Origin of the sequence: Rhabdaerophilum calidifontis, from assembly GCF_008641065.1 — a bacterium.
Classification (GTDB): domain Bacteria; phylum Pseudomonadota; class Alphaproteobacteria; order Rhizobiales; family Beijerinckiaceae; genus Rhabdaerophilum; species Rhabdaerophilum calidifontis.
In genome coordinates, this window is record NZ_VTRS01000002.1 from 174,855 (window position 1) to 192,626 (window position 17,772).

The 17,772-nt window shown below is 69.2% G+C and carries 15 protein-coding genes; 6 read left to right on the forward strand and 9 right to left on the reverse strand.

Annotated features, from left to right (window positions below; genetic code table 11):
- Nucleotide 1: 1 nt before the first annotated feature.
- The 6 genes from FWJ24_RS05550 to FWJ24_RS05575 all read right to left on the reverse strand — a co-directional run bounded on the left by FWJ24_RS05550 (nt 2) and on the right by FWJ24_RS05575 (nt 7,241).
- Nucleotides 2-937, reverse strand: a complete 936-nt coding sequence (locus FWJ24_RS05550) for an ABC transporter permease (protein WP_166443595.1) — start codon at nt 935-937, stop codon at nt 2-4.
- A complete protein-coding gene (locus FWJ24_RS05555; RefSeq protein WP_150286815.1) occupies nt 937-1,932 on the reverse strand; it encodes an ABC transporter ATP-binding protein in 996 nt (331 codons plus the stop codon). The genes FWJ24_RS05550 and FWJ24_RS05555 overlap by 1 nt, the downstream gene beginning before the upstream one ends.
- Entirely contained in the window at nt 1,929-2,942 is a 1,014-nt protein-coding gene (locus tag FWJ24_RS05560; protein ID WP_150286816.1) for an ABC transporter ATP-binding protein, read from the reverse strand. The genes FWJ24_RS05555 and FWJ24_RS05560 overlap by 4 nt, the downstream gene beginning before the upstream one ends.
- Nucleotides 2,943-2,945: 3 nt before the next feature.
- Nucleotides 2,946-4,520: an ABC transporter substrate-binding protein gene (locus FWJ24_RS05565; RefSeq protein ID WP_150286817.1), complete on the reverse strand. Its 1,575-nt coding sequence runs from the start codon at nt 4,518-4,520 to the stop codon at nt 2,946-2,948.
- Between the two features lie 63 nt (nt 4,521-4,583).
- Entirely contained in the window at nt 4,584-6,221 is a 1,638-nt protein-coding gene (locus tag FWJ24_RS05570; protein WP_150286818.1) for an ABC transporter substrate-binding protein, read from the reverse strand.
- A gap of 192 nt (nt 6,222-6,413) precedes the next feature.
- Nucleotides 6,414-7,241, reverse strand: a complete 828-nt coding sequence (locus FWJ24_RS05575; protein WP_150286819.1) for a sugar phosphate isomerase/epimerase family protein — start codon at nt 7,239-7,241, stop codon at nt 6,414-6,416.
- Between the two features lie 181 nt (nt 7,242-7,422).
- On the opposite strand from FWJ24_RS05575, the gene FWJ24_RS05580 reads away from it, so the two are divergent.
- The 4 genes from FWJ24_RS05580 to FWJ24_RS05595 all read left to right on the forward strand — a co-directional run bounded on the left by FWJ24_RS05580 (nt 7,423) and on the right by FWJ24_RS05595 (nt 11,577).
- Nucleotides 7,423-8,268 (forward strand): phosphodiesterase, encoded by an 846-nt coding sequence (locus FWJ24_RS05580; protein WP_150286820.1) that lies wholly within the window; start codon nt 7,423-7,425, stop codon nt 8,266-8,268.
- A gap of 120 nt (nt 8,269-8,388) precedes the next feature.
- Nucleotides 8,389-9,348: a carbohydrate ABC transporter permease gene (locus tag FWJ24_RS05585; RefSeq protein WP_150286821.1), complete on the forward strand. Its 960-nt coding sequence runs from the start codon at nt 8,389-8,391 to the stop codon at nt 9,346-9,348.
- Entirely contained in the window at nt 9,345-10,244 is a 900-nt protein-coding gene (locus FWJ24_RS05590) for a carbohydrate ABC transporter permease (protein ID WP_150286822.1), read from the forward strand. The genes FWJ24_RS05585 and FWJ24_RS05590 overlap by 4 nt, the downstream gene beginning before the upstream one ends.
- A 10-nt stretch (nt 10,245-10,254) precedes the next feature.
- A complete protein-coding gene (locus tag FWJ24_RS05595; protein WP_150286823.1) occupies nt 10,255-11,577 on the forward strand; it encodes an ABC transporter substrate-binding protein in 1,323 nt (440 codons plus the stop codon).
- A 73-nt stretch (nt 11,578-11,650) separates the two neighbouring features.
- Here FWJ24_RS05595 and dinB read toward each other — a convergent pair whose 3' ends face one another.
- Nucleotides 11,651-12,772, reverse strand: coding sequence for a DNA polymerase IV (gene dinB, locus FWJ24_RS05600; protein WP_150286824.1), 1,122 nt, complete (start codon nt 12,770-12,772; stop codon nt 11,651-11,653).
- A gap of 251 nt (nt 12,773-13,023) precedes the next feature.
- Between dinB and FWJ24_RS05605 the strand changes: the two genes are divergently transcribed.
- A complete protein-coding gene (locus tag FWJ24_RS05605; RefSeq protein ID WP_150286825.1) occupies nt 13,024-14,883 on the forward strand; it encodes an ABC transporter ATP-binding protein in 1,860 nt (619 codons plus the stop codon).
- Between the two features lie 51 nt (nt 14,884-14,934).
- Nucleotides 14,935-15,834, forward strand: coding sequence for an SMP-30/gluconolactonase/LRE family protein (locus FWJ24_RS05610; protein WP_150286826.1), 900 nt, complete (start codon nt 14,935-14,937; stop codon nt 15,832-15,834).
- Nucleotides 15,835-15,891: 57 nt separating this feature from the next.
- Here the strand turns inward: FWJ24_RS05610 and FWJ24_RS05615 are convergent, their stop codons facing one another.
- Together FWJ24_RS05615 and FWJ24_RS05620 are read right to left on the reverse strand one after the other, a co-directional pair.
- Nucleotides 15,892-16,452: a winged helix DNA-binding protein gene (locus FWJ24_RS05615; RefSeq protein WP_150286827.1), complete on the reverse strand. Its 561-nt coding sequence runs from the start codon at nt 16,450-16,452 to the stop codon at nt 15,892-15,894.
- A gap of 9 nt (nt 16,453-16,461) precedes the next feature.
- A complete protein-coding gene (locus FWJ24_RS05620) occupies nt 16,462-17,769 on the reverse strand; it encodes a TRAP transporter large permease (protein ID WP_150286828.1) in 1,308 nt (435 codons plus the stop codon).
- Between the last annotated feature and the right edge of the window lie 3 nt (nt 17,770-17,772).

Genomic DNA, 17,772 nt, shown 5'->3' on the forward strand with positions numbered 1-17,772 from the left:
CTCAATGCGCTCCGGCGCGCCCGCCCGCCCGCAGGCGCGGATCGAGGAGCCCGTAGAGAAAATCGACGATCAGGTTCGATGCGACCATGGTTCCCGCCACCAGCAGCAGGATGCATTGCACCACCGCGAGATCGCGGTTCGCGACCGCCACCACCAGGAGCCGCCCGACCCCCGGCCAGGAGAACACGCTCTCGACCACCACCGCGCCGGCGATCAGCGAGCCGACCATGAACCCGACCATCGTCACGGTCGGAATCGCGGCATTGGGCAGCGCATGCCCCGTCACCACCGCCCGCCAGGCCACGCCCTTGGCCGAGGCCGTGCGAATATAGGGCTGGCCGAGCACCTCCAGCATCGCCGAACGTGTGAACCGCGCGAGGATCGCCGCGCCCCCGGTGCCGAGCGTCACCACCGGCAGGATGGCATGGCGCCAGCTCTCCTGCCCGCCGGAGGGCAGCCAGCCGAGCTGCACCGAGAAGATCAGCACCAGCGTGAGCCCGAGCACGAAGCTCGGCACGGTGAAGCCCGCCACCGCCAGCATCATCACCAGCCGGTCGACCGGCCCGCCGCGATGCAGCGCGGCATAGATCCCGGCCGGCACGCCGATGCCGATCTTGATCGCCAGCGCGGGCAGCGTCAGCGCCAGCGTCGCGGGGATGCGTTCGGCGACGAGCAGGATCGCCGGCCGGCCGTCGCGCATCGAGCGGCCGAGATCCCCGCGCAGGATGGCGCCGAAATAATCGACATATTGCACGAAGATCGACGCATCGAGCCCCCAGGATTTCCGGAAGGCGGCGATCGCCTCCGGCGGCGCCTCGGGGCCGAGGATGATCAGCGCCGGATCCCCGGAAAGGCGCAGCACCACGAAGGCGAAGGTGACGACGAGCGCGATGGTGATCGCGGCGCGGCCGAGGCGGAGGGTGGCGAAGCGCAGCATCAGGCGGCCCCCCGCAGGTCCGCGACCGGGCTTTCGGCGACGCGATGGCAGGCGACCTGCCGCCCCGGCCCCGCCGGTCGCAGCACCGGAACCTCGACCCGGCAGCGGATCTCCGCCACCGGGCAGCGCGGATGGAAGGCGCAGCCGCTCGGCCGCGCCGCCGGGTTGGGCGGATCGCCCTTGAGCACGATGCGCCGGCCCGCCCGGCCGCCCGGCGCTGGGGAGGCCGAGACCAGCGCCTCTGTGTAGGGATGGCCCGGCGCGGCGAAGAGATCGTCCGCCTCGCCCTCCTCGACGATCCGCCCGAGATACATCACCGCGACGCGGCGGCTGATCTGGCGCACCACGCGCAGGTCATGGCTGATGAACAGCATCGCGAGCCCAAGCCCGGCCTGGAGATCGATCAGCAGGTTGACCACCTGCGCCTGGATCGAGACATCGAGCGCGCTGACCGGCTCATCGCAGACGAGCAGGTCGGGCCGCGTCGCCAGCGCCCGCGCGATCACCGCCCGCTGGCGCTGGCCGCCGGACAATTCGAACGGATAGCGCCGGCCATGATCGGCCGAAAGCCCCACCGCGCCGAGCAGTTCCCGCACCCTCCCGCCGCGCAGGGCGGGGTCGCCGATGCCGTGGATATCGAGCGGCTCGCGCACCTGGGTCGCGATCGGCAGGCGGCGGTCGAGCGCCCCCAGCGGATCCTGGAACACCATCTGCGCCCGTGCCCGCAGCGCCCGCCAGGGCGCGCCGCCGGGCGGCGGCATCGGCCGGCCGTCGAAGCGGACGAAGCCGCGATCCGGCGTCTCGAGCCCGAGCAGCATGCGGCCGGCGGTGGATTTGCCGGAGCCCGATTCGCCGACGAGCCCGAGCGTCTCGCCGGGGGCGATCGCCAGCGTCACCCCGTCCACCGCCCGCACCGCGACCGGGCGGCTGAACAGCCCGCGCCGCATCGCATAGGTCCGGGTCAGCCCCTCGGCATAGACGAGCGGCGCGGTCATTCGGCGGCGACCTCGGTCGGGGCGCTGCCGCGGCCGGCAGTCTCGGCGAGGCAGGCGACGCGGCGGCCGGGCCCGATGATCTCCAGCGCCGGCGCGATGCGGTCGCAGGCGGCATGGGCCTGCGTGCAGCGCGGCGCGAAGGCGCAGCCCGGCGGCATCGCGCGCGGGTCGGGCACCGTGCCGGGGATCGCCACCAGCCGCCGCCGCGCGCCCTCGATCGGCGGCAGCGCGCCGATCAGCCCGCGCGTATAGGGATGGCGCGGCGCGAGGAACAGCTGGTCCGCCGGCGCTTCCTCGACGATGCGGCCGGCATACATCACCGCGATCCGGTCGCAAGTCTCGGCCACCACCCCGAGATCATGGCTGATCAGCACCAGCGCCATGCCGGTTTCCCGGCGGATCTCGCCGATCAGGTTGAGGATCTGCGATTGGATCGTGGCGTCGAGCGCGGTGGTCGGCTCGTCCGCCACCAGCAGGTCCGGCCCGCCGGCGAGCGCCATCGCGATCATCACCCTCTGGTTCTGGCCGCCGGAGAATTCATGCGGATAGGCGGAAAGCCGCCGCCCGGCATCCGGAATGCCGACAAGTTCGAGCAGCCGCCGCGCCTCGGCGGCGTTCTCGCGTCCGGAAAGGCCGCGATGCAGCGCCAGCGCCTCCCCGATCTGCCGGCCGATGGTGAGCACCGGGTTGAGCGCGCTCGCCGGATCCTGGAAGATCATCGCGACCCGGCCGCCACGCGTCCGGTCGAGGATCTCCGCCGGCGCACCGAGCAATTGCGTGCCCTCGAGCGTCACCGAGCCGGAGATCGCCGCGCTCCCCGGCAGCAGCCCGAGCGCGGCAAGCCAGGTGACGGACTTGCCGGAGCCGGATTCGCCGACAAGCCCGACGGCCTCGCCGCGCGCCACATGGAGATCGACGCCGCGCAGCGCCGGAACGCCGTTGAACCGGACCGCAAGATCCCGGATCGCGACGAGCGGCGCCGCGTCCCTGGCCAGATCGAGACCGGACATGGCTCAGCCCATATTCGCCGCGCGGAAATCCATATACTCGATCGGGTAGGGCTGCCAGGCGATGTCCTTGCGCTTGCCGTAGAACATGGTCAGGTCGTGCAGCACCGTGCCGGCCGGGTCCTCATGGTCCCAGATCTCGAGCATGCGGCGGAAGGCGGCGCGCCGCTCGGCCGGATCGAGGCTCGTCGCCAGCACGCCGGCATGACGGTTGAATTCCTCGTTCGACCATTCCTTCGTCACGCGCTGGACCGGCCCGTTCGGCCCGAACAGCCGCGAGAGCACCCCGGCGGGGTCGTTCCAGAAGATCGTGTTCGACCAGTCGCGGATGCCGCGCCCCTCGGCCGGAACGGTGATCGCGGCCGGGTTCTCGCGCACGATCATCTCGACATTGAGCCCGACCTGCCGCCACATCTCGACCAGGAGCTGCGCCGTCTGGAGCTGGAGCGTGTAATAGTTCGGCAGGATGCGGTAGGGGATCGGCTCGCCCTTGTAGCCCGCCGCGCGGACCAGCGCCCGCGCCCGCTCGGGGTCGAAGCCGGGCGCCGGGTAATCGGGCATGAAGAGCGGGCCATAGGCCGGGTTCTGATGCCCCGGCGGGATGGTCGTCCGCCCGCCATAGAGCGCCTCTACGATCGCCTTCCGGTCGATCGCCAGGGCGAGCGCCTGGCGGATCCGCAGGTCGGCGAGCACGGGATGGGTCTTGTCGAAGGCGAGGACGCGGATGTTCTGGATCGGCCCGCCGACGATCTCGCGGCCCGCCATCGCCTCGATCGTGGCGAACTGGTCGGGCGAGACCTCGGTGATGATGTCCGCCTCCCCGGTCGCCAGCGCGTTGAGGCGGCTCGCAAGTTCCGGCACCACGCGGAAGACGAGTTCCTGTACCAGGGGCGCGCCGCCGAAATACGCGTCATGCGCCTTGAGCACCAGCCGGTCGTCGAGCCGGAAGTCCTGCACCGCGAACGGTCCCGTCCCGACCGGCGCCTTCTCCCAGGCCTCGAAGCTCGGCGCGGCGAGGAAGGCGCGCTTCGAGACGATCTGCCCCGCCCAGCCGGCGAGACGCTGCTCGATCAGCGGATCGGGCGCCGTCGTCACCACCCGCACCTGGAGCGGGCCGATGGCCTCGACGCGCTCGATCGTGCCGAGGAAGGGTCGGCTCAGCGCGTGGCCGGGCGCCTTGGGATCGGCGACGCGCTCGGCGCCGAAGGAGAAGGCGACATCCTCTGCGCTCAGCAGGTCGCCGTTGTGGAACCGAACGCCGGGCCTGAGGTCGAGTTCGAGCACCCGCGGCTCGCTGCGCCGCCAGGCGGTCGCGAGGCCGGGCTTCAGCCGCGCATTGTCGCGGAAATCGACCGCGATCAGCGTATCGAACACGTTGTAGGCGGTGCGGAAGATGACGTTCGACACTTCCCGCACCGGTTCCAGCACGCGCGGGCCGACCGGCATCGCGATGGTGATGCGGCGCCGGCCCTGCGCCGCGGCGGGCGGGATCGCTTCCGGCAGGGTTGCGGCGCCGGCGAGCGCACCGGCACCGGCGAGAACGGCCCGGCGCGAGGGGAGGGGGCGGGGGATATGGGTCATCGGGGGCGATCCTGGAAGGCGATCCTGGGGGGCTTTGGTGCGGGTCCGGCGGCGTGATGCCGGTCAGGCGCCGTAGCTGCCGGGGCGGAAATCCATCGCGAAGGCGGGCGATGCCTTCCATTTCAGCGCCTTGGGCTTGGCGGTGAAGGTCGCGTTCTGGTGCAGGACGGTATAGGCCGGGTCCTCGCGCTCGCAGATTTCGAGCATGCGGCGGAAGGCCGCCTTGCGCTTGGCGCGATCGGTGGACGTCTCGAGGAACTCGCAGAGCGTGTTCATTTCGTCGTTGCGCCATTCGCCGATCTGCTGCTGCTGGCCGTTCGGCCCATGCTGGTTGACGATCGAGGAAACCGGATCGTTGAACGGCGCGGAATTCGACCAGTCGCGCACGGCGCGCTCCGGCCCGCGGGCCATGATCTGCGTCCAGTTCTCCTTGGTCTCGATCTGGACATTGAGCCCGACCGCCTTCCACATCTCGACCAGCACCTGCGCGGTGGCGACCTGGTTGGTGTAGTAATTGTTGAGCAGGCGATAGGGGATCGGGTCACCCTTGTAGCCGGCCTGTTTCAGCAGGTCCTGCGCCAGTTTCGGGTTGTAGTCCGGCACGCTCCAATCGGCGTGGAACATGTCGGCGTAATAGGGCCATTGCAGGCCCTTCGGCACCACGGTGCGCCCGGCCCAGAGGCTGTCGACGATCGCCTGCCGGTCGATCGCATGCGTGAAGGCGCGACGGACGAGCGGGTTGGCGAGCTGGGCGTGGTTCTTGTCGAAGCAGGTCAGGCGGTGGTTGAGGATCGTGCCGCCCTGCACCTCGAAGGCGACATTGCGCTCGATGCCGGTGATCTGATCCGGCGGGATGTCGCAGGCGAACTGATACTGGCCGGAGAGCAGGCCGTTGATGCGGCTCGCGACTTCCGGAACCTCGACGAAGCGGATCTGGCGGAGCGGCGGCCGGCCGCCCCAATATTCGTCATGCGCGACGAGGGTGAGCGAATGGTCGGGGCGGAATTCCGCGACCTTGTAGGGGCCGGTGGTGATCGGCTTGCGCGCCCAGTCGAGATAGGTCGCGGCCTCCTCCCAGCCGCGCCGGCTCATGATGTCGGAGCCGTAGCGCGAAAGCCGGCCTTCGAGCGTCACGTCGGGCGTGGCGTTGTAGAAGCGCACGACATATTTGCCGACAGCCTCGACGCGCAGGAGGTCCGGCCAGGCGCGGCGGGCCACGGCGGGGATCTCGGGCGGCAGTTCCTTGCCGGGGCGCGGGGCGGGGATGGTCTCGAATGCCTTGAGCGTCGAGCGGTTCTTGGCTTCGGTATTGGCGAACATGCGCTCGCGCCCGAAGGTGAACACCACGTCCTCGGCGGTCATCTCGTCGCCGTTGTGGAATTTCACGCCCTCGCGCAGCTTGAGTTCCACGGTCTGGTCGTCGATCCGCCGCCATTCGGTGGCGAGGCCGGGCTGGCGTTCGAGATTGCCTTGCCAGTTCTTGGTGATCAGCGGCTCCCAGAGCGAGGAGAAGAACACGCGCTCGCCGACATTCGATTGCTCGCGCAGCACGTCGAGCACGTTGGAATTGACGATCTTCTGCACCGCGATGGTGATCGAGGGCCGGTTGTCGGCCTGGGCGATCGCGAAGCGGGGCAGAGCGAGGCCGCCGGCCAGGGCCGAGCCGAGCCGCAGGGTGTCGCGACGGGAAAAATGCGTCATGCTCGCCTCCATCAGGGTCAGTCGCACGGGCAGGGTCAGTCGCACGGGGGAAACCGGCGCAACGGCCGGCCGAACGGAACGGTCCGGTCCCGCGAGGCCCGGCCGTCGATGGCGGGACGCTAGCCCCGCCCCTTGACGCGGCGATGAACCGGGCTTGTCGGTTTCGTGACGCCGGGCCGGCGCCGGCCCGGCTCAGCGCGCGACGCCCAGCGCCTCGAGATAGGCCGCGCCGTGCCGCAGGTTCGGCTGGTCCTTGACCTCGATGATCAGCCGCGGCCGGCCCGTGAGGGCTGCGAGGGCGCGGAACACGCCCGCCCAGCGGATCGTGCCTTCGCCCGGCAGCCAGTGCCGGTCGGCATAGCCGTCGATATCCTGGATATGGACATGATGGAGGCTCTCGCCGGCGGCGGTGACGTAGAAATCGACCGGCGGCGCGCCGGTGGCGACATGGGCGTAATGCGCATGCCCGGTATCGAGCGAGACCTTGACGGCTTCCGAGCCGAAGCTCGCCGCGAGCCGCATGCGATCCATCGGATCCTTGTCCTCGATATTCTCGATCACCAGCGTGCAGCCGATCGCCTCGGCGCGGGCCACGACCGGCGCCAGCGTCTCCTGCGCCCGCGCGATCACGCCCTCGCGGGCGCCGCGATTGGCATCCATGTTGTTGTGATCCCAGGTCGTGTAGGGGGAATGGATCACCATCTGCGTCGCGCCGAGCGCCTCGCAAGCCTCGAGACCCTGCAGGAAGCGCTTCGTCACCACCTGGCGGATCAGCGGATCCTGGCTCGCAATGGTGAAGCCCCAGAACGGGCCGTGCAGCCCGAGCCGGCCGGAATAGCCGGCGAGCAGCGGCTTCAGTTCCGCCACCACCGCCCGCCAATCGCCGTCGAGCACGCTTGAATCGAAGAAGTCCTGGATTTCGAGGTCGCGCTGCTGCTCGAGGATCCAGTCGCGGTGGAGCGGAAGCGTACGGCGGTTGAGGGCGGCGCCCAGCACGGGCAGTTCTGAAGCGGCGGACATCGGGGAAACTCCGGGAAGGGCGGGGCGGTGCGCGGGACGGAAAGCGCGGCTCTCATCCCCCGATTGCGTGACATTTTGATAATGCCCGGCGGCGCCGCCGCCCGACTGTGATCAAAACGCCATGAAAGCCGGCGCATAACGCGCGCCGCGCCGCTCCGCGCGCGACCATCCCGAATGTCCCATGAAGCTGATCCATCTCACCGACACGCATCTCGTCCTGCCCGGCCAGATGCTCTACGGCCTCGACCCCGCCGCGCGGCTCGCCGCCGCGATCGCCGACATCAACGCCCAGCACGCCGATGCCGATCTCTGCGTCGTCACCGGCGATCTCACGCATTGGGGCGAGCCGGAAGCCTATGCGCTGTTCCGGGAGCGGATGGCGGACTTGCGGGTGCCGCATGTCGCGATGGTCGGCAACCACGACCGGCGCGAGGCCTGCCTCGCCGCGCTTCCCACCGCTCCGCAGGACGCGAACGGCTTCGTTCAGGGCTTCCGCGACAGCCCGGCAGGCCGGCTGATCTTCCTCGATACGCTCGACGAGGATCATCATGGCGGCCGGCTCTGCCGGCTGCGGCTCGACTGGCTCGCCGGCGCGCTTGAAAGCTCTGGCCGCGACCAGCCGCTGCTGCTGTTCATGCACCATCCGCCCTTCGAGGTCGGCGTGCACGAGATGGACCGGATCGCGCTGGCCGAACGCGAGGCGCTGCTCGACCTGCTCCGGCCCTATCTCGGCCGCGTCCGCCACCTCTTCTTCGGCCATGTCCACCGTCCGATCTCGGGGAGCTGGCACGGTATCCCGTTCTCGACGCTGCGCGGCACCAACCACCAGGTCTGGCTCGATCTGCGCCCGGATTGCCCGCATCTCGCGAGCCACGAGCCGCCGGCCTATGCCGTCGTGCTGGCGCGCGGCGCGACCCTGGTCGTCCACACCCATGATTTCCTCGATCGCAGCCCGCGCTTCCTGTTCTCGAAGCCGGGCGCGGACAACCGCGCCTATCAGCTCGGCCCGCTCGAGCCGGTCGCGTGAATCGCGGCCGGGGGCGCTGGGGATGACATCGGCTTGCAACGCAATCGTCACCGCCCTGCAAAACAAGCCTGTCAGGGGAGGCTTGGTGTTTCCCGGGCTGTTTCCGAGGAGCGGGGGCCGATGACCGATCTGACGCATCCGGGCTATGTGCGCCCGGCGCGCCGCGCGACGCGACGTGCCGGGGCGGTGCCTGGTTCCGGCATCGGGCAGGGCGGGCTCGCGCTCGTGCTGCTCCTGCCCTCGCTCATCATTCTCGCGCTGTTCACCTACGGCCCACTGCTCCAGCTTGGCTGGGATTCGCTCCAGATCCGTCAGGGTGCGGGCGCCGGCGGCGCCACCGTCTTCGCCGGCCTCGCCAATTACGAGGCGGTTCTGGCGGATCCCTCCTTCCGGCGGGCGCTGATCAACAACCTGATCTTTGCGATCGTGACGCTGGTGCCGAGCCTGGGGCTCGCGCTGGTCTTCGCGATGGCGCTTGCGCGGTCGAGCCGCCTCAACAGCGCGCTGCGCTCGATGCTGTTCTTCCCGGTCCTGGTGCCGCTGGTGGCGGCGGCGTCGCTGTTCCTGTTCATCTTTCTGCCCGGAGTCGGGCTGCTCGACCATTATCTCGGCCGGCTCGTCGCCAATCCGCCGAACTGGCTCGGCGATCCGGATATCGCGCTCCTGTCGATCGCCGGCGTGACGATCTGGAAGAATGCCGGCTATTACATGCTGTTCTTCCTGGCCGGGCTGCAATCCGTGCCGCCGGAATCCTACGAGGCCGCGCATCTCGACGGCGCGACGCCCTGGCAGCGGCTGCGCTATGTGACGCTGCCCTATCTCAAGCCGACGATTGCCTTCGTCGCGGTGATCGCGCTGCTTAACATCGTGACGCAGGTCGATCATGTCTTCGTGCTGACCAAGGGCGGGCCGTCCGAGGCCACCAATCTCGTCCTGTTCTACATCTACCAGCAGGCGGTCGAGAGCTACGATGTCGGCCGCGCCTCGGCGGCGACGGTGCTCTCGCTGCTCGCGCTGCTGGCGCTGACCTTCGCCTCGCTCGGCACTCTCGAACGCGCCTTCGGCGGGAGGGCGGCATGAGGGCGGCAGGCTTGAGGATCGGCGGTGCCCGCGCGCTGGCACGTCTCACGCCGGATCTTCCGCTTGCCACGCGGCACGAGCTGACGCCGAAGCTCGGCTTCGGCCTCGTCGTGGTGCTGGCGCTGCTCTGGGTGACGCCGTTCCTCTGGATGCTGGTCGCGGCCTTCCGCCCCGGGGCCTATGGCGGCGCGGGCATGGCCTCGCTGATCCCCGATACCTGGCCGGTCATGGAGAATTTCGCGGAAGCCTGGGCCTCGGCGGATTTCCCGCGCTACACGCTCAACACCGCGATCATCGCCTTCGGAATCCTGGCGGTGCAGCTCGTGACGATCACGCTCGCGGGCTATGCCTTCGCCCGGCTCGAATTCCCCGGCCGGCGGGCGCTGTTCTACATCTTCTTGCTGCAATTGATGCTGGTGCCGGTTGTGCTGATCGTGCCGAACCTCAAGATGGTGGCGCGGCTCGGCCTCTACGACACGCTGCTGGGGGTGATGGCGCCGTATTTCGCCTCGGCCTTCGGCACCTTCCTGATGCGGCAGGCCTTCCAGGCGATCCCGCGCGAACTGGAGGAGGCGGCGCTGATCGACGGCGCGACGACGCTCCAGCGCATCCGCTTCGTCTACGCGCCGCTCGCCCGGCCGGCCTTCATCGCCTTCGCCATCGTCTCGGTGACGAGCCATTGGAACGAGTTCCTCTGGCCGCTGATGGTAATCAATTCGCCCGACAACCGCCCGCTGACCGTGGGGCTCGCGAGCTTCACGCGCGGGCAGGAGGGGGCGCAGGCCTGGGGCGTCATCGCCGCCGGCACGCTGTTCGTGATCGCGCCGCTCGCGCTCGGCTTCCTCGCCTTCCAGCGGCGCTTCGTGAATTCCTTCGTTTCCTCCGGCATCAAATAGGGAGCCATCCATGACCCTCACCCGCAGAACCGCCCTCGGCGCGGCCTTCGCCGCCTCGCTGCTCGGCGGCGCCGCCCTCGCGCAGGCGCCGACCGAGATCGAGCTTTTCTTCCCCGTTCCGGTCGATGGCCAGCTCGCCCGCGACATGAACGCGATGATCAAGGAGTTCAACGACAAGCACCCCGCCATCAAGGCGACGGCGGTGTTCACCGGCTCCTATGACGAGACGCTGATCAAGACCCGCGCCGCGATGAAGGCCGGCAAGCCGCCGGCGGCCGTGATCATGAGCGCGAATTTCATCACCGACCTGAAGATCGAGAACGAGGTTTCGAGCCTCGACGCGCTGATCGCCAAGGACGGCTCGACCAACGAGAAGTTCATGGGCCAGTTCTGGCCGGCCCTGCGCGGCAACGCCGTGCTCGACGGATCGGTCTACGCGGTGCCGTTCCACAATTCGACCCCGCTCCTTTACATCAACGCCGACCATTTCAAGGAAGCCGGCCTTGACCCGAAGAAGCCGCCGCAGACCTGGGGCGAACTGGTCGAGACCGCCAAGAAGCTCACGAAGCGCGAGGGCGACAAGGTGACGCGCTGGGGTCTCTCGATCCCCGGCAATTACGATTACCTCGGCTGGATGGTCACCGCGCTGACGATGTCGAATGGCGGCCGCTACTACAACGAGGATTTCGCCGGCGAGGTCTATTACGACACGCCCTCGATGCTCGGTGCCGTGACCTTCTGGAATGATCTCATCCAGAAGCACAAGGTCACGCCCGGCGGCGTCGTCGCGGGTCCCGCGGTCACCACCTCGTTCCTCGCCGGCCAGTCGGCGATGATGCTCCTCTCGACCGGCTCGCTGACCCATGTGCTGAACAACGCCAAGTTCCCGGTCGAGGTCGGCTTCGTGCCGAAGAATGTCCGCAATGCGGTGGCGATCGGCGGCGCGTCGCTGATCATCCCGGCCGGCGTCGAGGGGGCGCGGCGTGACGCGGCCTGGACCATGATCAAGTGGATGACCGGCCCCGAGAAGAGCGGCTGGTGGAGCCGCGCGACGGGTTATTTCGCGCCGAACATGGCGGCCTACGACACCGCCGAGATGAAGGAATATCTCGCCAAGCGGCCGCAGGCGCAGGTGGCGGTCAACCAGCTTGTCCATGCCCGGCCGTGGTTCGCGACCTTCAAGACCGTGCCCGTGCGCAAGGCGCTGGAGGATGAGGTTCAGGCCGTGCTTTCGGGCAAGAAGTCGCCGAAGGAAGCGCTCGTCGCCGCGCAGAAGGCTGCCGACGAGATCCTCGCGCCCTTCAACAAGGAGACATCGCTCCGGAATTTCTAACTCCCCTTTTCCGGGGCGATTCCTGGCCGCCGGCTCGTTCCGGCGGCCTTTTTTGTCCGGCTGCCGGGCTTGCTCAGAAATCGAGCGCGAGCTGGCCGTTCGCCGGCGCCTCCGGCTCGCCCGCGCCGCCGAGCGTCGAGAGCGTGACGCCGAACAGCCGGAATCCGAGATCGGTGGGGAAGAGCGGCGCGAGCAGCGCGTCCGTCAGCCAGACGAGTTCGGATTCCGAGCCGATCGGCACCGGCAGGGTGCGCGAGCGCGTGACGACGCGGAAATCGGCGTATTTCGCCTTGAGCGTGACGGTGCGGGCATGGATCCGGTTCCGGGTCGCCGCCGCCCAGACCTTGGCGGTGATCGGCCGCATTTCGGTGCGGGCATGGTCGAGCGCGAAGATATCCGTGAAGAATGTATCCTCCGCGCCGAGCGATTTGCGCACCCGGTCCGGCCGCACCGGACGCAGGTCGATCCCGCGCGCGATATCGTGGAAGAACCGGCCTGATTTGCCGAAATGCGTCTCGAGGACGGCAAGGGGGCAGGCGGCGAGATCGGCGCCGGTTGTGATGCCGAGCCGGTTCATCCGCGCCGCCGTCGCCGGGCCGACGCCGTGGAACTTCGCCACCGGCAGCGCCGCGACGAAGGCCGCGCCGAGGCGCGGCGGGATGACATGGAGCCCGTCCGGCTTGTTGTGCTCCGAGGCGAGCTTGGCGAGGAACTTGTTGTAGGAGATCCCGGCCGAGGCGGTGAGCCGCGTCTCGGCGCGGATGCGGGCGCGGATCTCCTCTGCGATCGCGGTGGCGCTCGGATGACCGCGCCGGTTGGCGGTGACGTCGAGATAGGCCTCGTCGAGGCTGAGCGGCTCGATGAGATCGGTGTAATCGGCGAAAATGGCGCGGATCTGCAGCGAAACGGCGCGGTAGACATCGAAGCGCGGCCTGACGAAGACGAGGTCTGGGCATCTGCGCCGCGCGGTCACCGCCGGCATCGCCGAGCGCACCCCGAAGCGGCGCGCCTCGTAGCTCGCCGCCGCGACGACGCCGCGCGGGGAATCGCCGCCCACCGCCACCGGAAGCCCGCAGAGCGCCGGATCGTCGCGCTGCTCGACTGCGGCGAAGAAGGCATCCATGTCGACATGGATGATCTTGCGGACCGTCGCCGCCGCGGGGTCGGGGATCGTCTCGCTCTCGGCCATCATCATCGCGGACCGGCCAGATCCGGCGCCGGGGTGTTCGGTGCTGCGGCATCAGGCACAGATATCGGCGTTCAGGCTTGCCGCCGGCGAAGCGGGGCGTCAAGCGCGCCGGCCCCCGGCGGGGGCCTGCCTGCGCCTCTGCTGCCGCATCCTGACAGGTTCTGCACGCCTGAGGGGCTGGACCCGTCGCGCGTCCCGACTAAGATTTCCCGACAGGACCCGATTCAGCCGCGGGTCACCCCTTCCCGGTGCCCGTCATGCTCAGCGCGGTTTTCGCCCGCCTCCAGCGGCTTGTCGATCCGATCGTCCCGCCCGCCGGCACGCCGCCGCCGGCGCGGCTCTGGCCGTTCCTGGCGGCGCATCTCAAGGATGTGCGCGGCCCGCTCCTCGTCGTGCTTGGCTTCTCGGTTCTCGACGCCGTCTTCGACGCGATCCTGCCCTATTTTCTCGGCCGCATTCTCGACATGCTCGCGACCATTCCCCGCGAGCGGCTTGTCGAGGAGGGCTGGCCCGTCTTCATGGCGATGCTGGCGACGCTGCTCGTCATCCGGCCGGGCATCTTCATCGCCGGCTATGCCTTCGCGCGCGTCGGCGTCGAGCCGGGCTGGCAGAGCCGGATGCGCTGGCAGTTCTTCAGCCGGATCGCCCGCCAGAGCCTGACCTTCTTCCAGAACGATTTCGCGGGCCGGCTCGCGAACCGCGTGATGCAATCGGGCGGCGCGATCCGACAGGCGACGATGTCGGCCATCCAGTCGGTCGTCTATATCGGCGCCTATGGTCTCGGCGCGTTCGGCCTGATCGGCGCGCAGGACTGGCGGATGGCGATGCCGATCCTCGTCTGGTCGCTGCTCTACATGCTGCTGCTGCGGCATTTCCTGCCGCATCAGCGCGTGCGGGCGCAGGCTGCCTCGGAGGGCCGCTCCCTGCTGATGGGGCGGATCGTCGATGCCTTCGGCAACATCCAGACCCTGAAGCTGTTCGGCGAGCGTGCCCGCGACGATGCCTATATGGCCGCGGCCGTGCGCGAGGCGAACGCCCTGTTCCAGGCGCAGCAGCGCCTCCAGGTCGGCTTTTCGGCCTCGCTCGTCGCGCTTTCGGCGACGACGCTTTCGGCCACGGCCGCGATCGGCATCGCGCTTTATGCGCGCGGGCTAATCGAGGTCGGCGCCTTCGCGATGGCGATGACGCTGGTGCTGACCCTGCTGCGGGCCTCGAACTGGATCGCCTGGGAGATCGCCGGGATCATGGAGAATATCGGCATCGTCCAGGAAGGCATGGAATCGATCGCCGCGCCGGTGGCGCTGCTCGACCGGCCGGATGCGCGACCGCTCATCGTCACGCAGGGTGCGGTGGCGTTCGAGGGCGTGACCTTCGGCTACGGCCGCTCCCTGCCGGTGGTGCACGACATGCGCTTCACGGTCGCGGCGGGGGAGAAGGTCGGGCTCGTCGGCCGCTCCGGCGCCGGGAAATCCACGCTCGTGAACCTGCTGCTGCGCTTCCACGATCCCGATTCCGGCCATATCCTCGTCGACGGGCAGGATATCGCCGGCGTCACCCAGGATTCGCTCCGCCGGCGGATCGCGATGGTGACGCAGGATACCGCGCTGCTGCACCGCTCGATCGCCGAGAACATCGCCTATGGCCGGCCGGACGCGACCATGGCCGAGATCATCCGCGCGGCGGAGGAGGCGCACGCCGCCGATTTCATCCCCCATCTCTCGGATTGGAAGGGCCGGCGCGGCTACGACGCCCATGTCGGCGAGCGCGGTGTCAAGCTCTCCGGCGGCCAGCGCCAGCGCATCGCCCTCGCCCGCGTCATCCTCAAGGACGCGCCGATCCTCGTGCTCGACGAGGCGACGAGCGCGCTCGATTCCGAGGTCGAGGCGGCGATCCAGGAGAATCTCGAACGGCTGATGCGCGGCAAGACCGTGATCGCCATCGCCCACCGGCTCTCGACCCTCCAGGCGATGGACCGGCTCATCGTGATCGATTCCGGCCGCATCATCGAGGAGGGCAACCACCGCGCGCTGCTGGCGCTCGGCGGGCTCTATGCCGATCTCTGGTCGCGGCAATCGGGCGGCTTCCTCGCCGCCGCCGCGCCGGCGGGCGCGGCTTGACAGGCGACGCCGGCCGGCCTTCCCTGCCGACCCGGGAACAAGGGGGGCGGCATGTCGGATTATGTGGAACGGGACCCGCGCTTCCGCGCGCTGATCGCCGGCTCGGCCCGGCTCGAACGGCTCTGGACCGGCGGACGCTGGCTGGAGGGACCGGCCTGGTTCCCGGCCTTCCGCTCGCTCCTCTTCTCCGACATCCCGAACGACCGCATCCTGCGCCTCGACGAGGCGGACGGCCATGTCTCGGTGTTCCGCCAGCCGGCGGGCTTCGCCAACGGCCATACGCGCGACCGCGCCGGCCGGCTGGTCTCCTGCGAGCACGGCAACCGGCGCGTGACGCGCACCGAGCATGACGGCCGCATCACCGTGCTGGCCGAGCGGTTCGGCGGGCACCGGTTCAATTCCCCGAACGATGTGGTCGCGAAATCCGACGGCTCGATCTGGTTCTCGGACCCGACCTACGGCATCGACAGCGATTACGAGGGCCACCGCGCGGCCTCCGAGATCGGGGCCGCGCATGTCTACCGCATCGACCCCGACGGCACGGTAACGGCGGTCGCGACCGATCGGGTGCAGCCGAACGGGCTCGCCTTCTCGCCCGACGAGACGATCCTCTACATCGCCGATACCGGCGCCACCCACCGGCCCGGTCTGCCGGCGACGATCCACGCCTATCCGGTTTCGGCCGATGGCCGGAGCCTCGGCGCGCCGCGGCTGTTCGCCACCTGTCCGGCCGGGCTCTATGACGGGTTCCGGCTCGATTCCGCCGGCAATCTCTGGACATCGACCGGCGAGGGCGTGCATGTCCATGCGCCCGACGGCGCCCATCTCGGCACGATCCTGGTGCCGGAGGTCGTCGCCAATCTCTGCTTCGGCGGCGCGAAGCGGAACCGGCTCTTCATCACCGCCACCACCTCGCTCTACGCGATCTATCTCCACGCCAACGGCGCCTGAGGCGCCTCGCCGCGCCCGGCGGCTCCGGGCAGGCTCGCCGGGCCGGGCAGGATCCCGCTAGAGGCTCGCGGCGGCGCGCGCGGCCTGGTCGTAATGGCCGGACAGCGCCCGCATCCGCTGCGCCACATCGTGCAGCACCGCCTCGTCGAGCCCGAGCGAGCGGACGGCCCGCACCAGCAGCGCCTCGCGGATCTCGCGATAGCGCAGGCAGGCGGCTTCGCCCTCCGGCGTGATGGTGACCGATTTCTCCTTGCCCGCGCGGCCGGATTTCACCAGCCGCAGCCGTTCGAGCTTCTTGAGCGCGTAGGCGACCGTGTGGGTATCCTCGACATTGAGGACGAGGCAGATATCGGCGAGGCGCTTCGCCCGTCCGCGATGGTTGACGGTGTGCAGCACCAGCACGTCAAGCGGCGAGCAATCCTTGACGCCGGCAGCGGCCATGCAGCGCACCATCCAGCGGTCGAAGGCATGGCCGACGAGGATCAGTCCGAACTCGAATTCGGACAGCGCCGGACTCGCGCCCGCGGCGAGATGCGCGGAGGAGACGATCGGACCGAGCAACGCGCGGAGCGGCGGCTCGGCCGCCGCCTCCGGTTCCGGTGTCCCGCCCTTGGCCATGCGCAGCCCTCACTTCACGCCGAGCATCTGGTTCGGCAGCCAGGATACCAGATCCGGAAACAGGATGATGAGAAAGACCATCCCGATCATCGCCAGGAAGAACGGCAGGGCGGCAAGGGCGATATAGCCCATGTTCTTCCCGGTCAAGCCTTGCAGCACATAGAGGTTGAACCCGACCGGCGGCGTGATCTGCGCCATCTCGACCACGAGCACGACGAAGACGCCGAACCAGACGAGATCGATCCCCGCCGCCTTCACCGCCGGCATGACCACCGCCGCCGTCAGCACCACCATCGAGATGCCGTCGATCAGGCAGCCGAGGACGAGATAGACGACCATCAGCGCCATGATCAGCCCGAACTTGCTGAGGCCAAGCGCGTTGATCCATTCCGCGAAGAGCCGCGGCAGGCCGGTGAAGCCCATCGCCACCGTGAGGAAGGCGGCGCCGGCGAGGATGATGCCGATCATCGCGTTGGTGCGCACGGCGCCGAGCACGCTGTCGCGGAACATCGCCCAGGAGAAGGTGCCGGTCGCGAGCGTCAGCGCCAGCGCGCCGAGCACGCCGAGCACGGCGCTCTCGGTCGGGGTGGCGATGCCGGAATAGATCGAGCCGAGCACCAGCGCGATCAGCCCGACGATCGGGATGAGGCGGCGACTCTCGTGCAGCTTCTCGCCGAGCGTCATCGGCGGATCGGGTGGCGGCACCTTGTCCGGATGCATCAGCGCCCAGCCGATCAGCACGGCGGAGAAGATCAGCATCAGCACGATGCCCGGAACGATGCCGGCGATGAACAGCCGCGCGATCGAGACCTCCGCCGCCACGCCGTAGACGATCAGGATGATCGAGGGCGGAATGAGCAGCCCGAGCGTGCCGGAGCCGGCAAGCGAGCCGATATTCATGAAATCGTCATAGCCACGCCGTCGCAGTTCGGGGATCGTCATCCGGCCGATCGTGGCGGCGGTCGCGGCCGATGAGCCGGAGATCGCCGCAAAGATGCCGCAGCCGAAGACATTGGTGTGCAGGAGCCGCCCCGGCAGGCGCTGCATCCACGGGGCGAGCCCGCGGAACATGTCGTCGGAAAGGGAGGACCGGAACAGGATCTCGCCCATCCAGATGAACATCGGCAGGGCGGTCAATGTCCAGGAATTCATCGAGCCCCAGATCGTGGGCGCGAAGGAGAGGGCGGGATCGGCCTTGGTCATCAGCGCGAAGGCGACAAAGCCGACGAGCCCGAGCGCGAGCCCGATCCAGATGCCCGAGGCGAGGATCACGAGCATCAGGCCGATCAGCACGAGGGCGGCGGTGGCGGGTTCCATGGC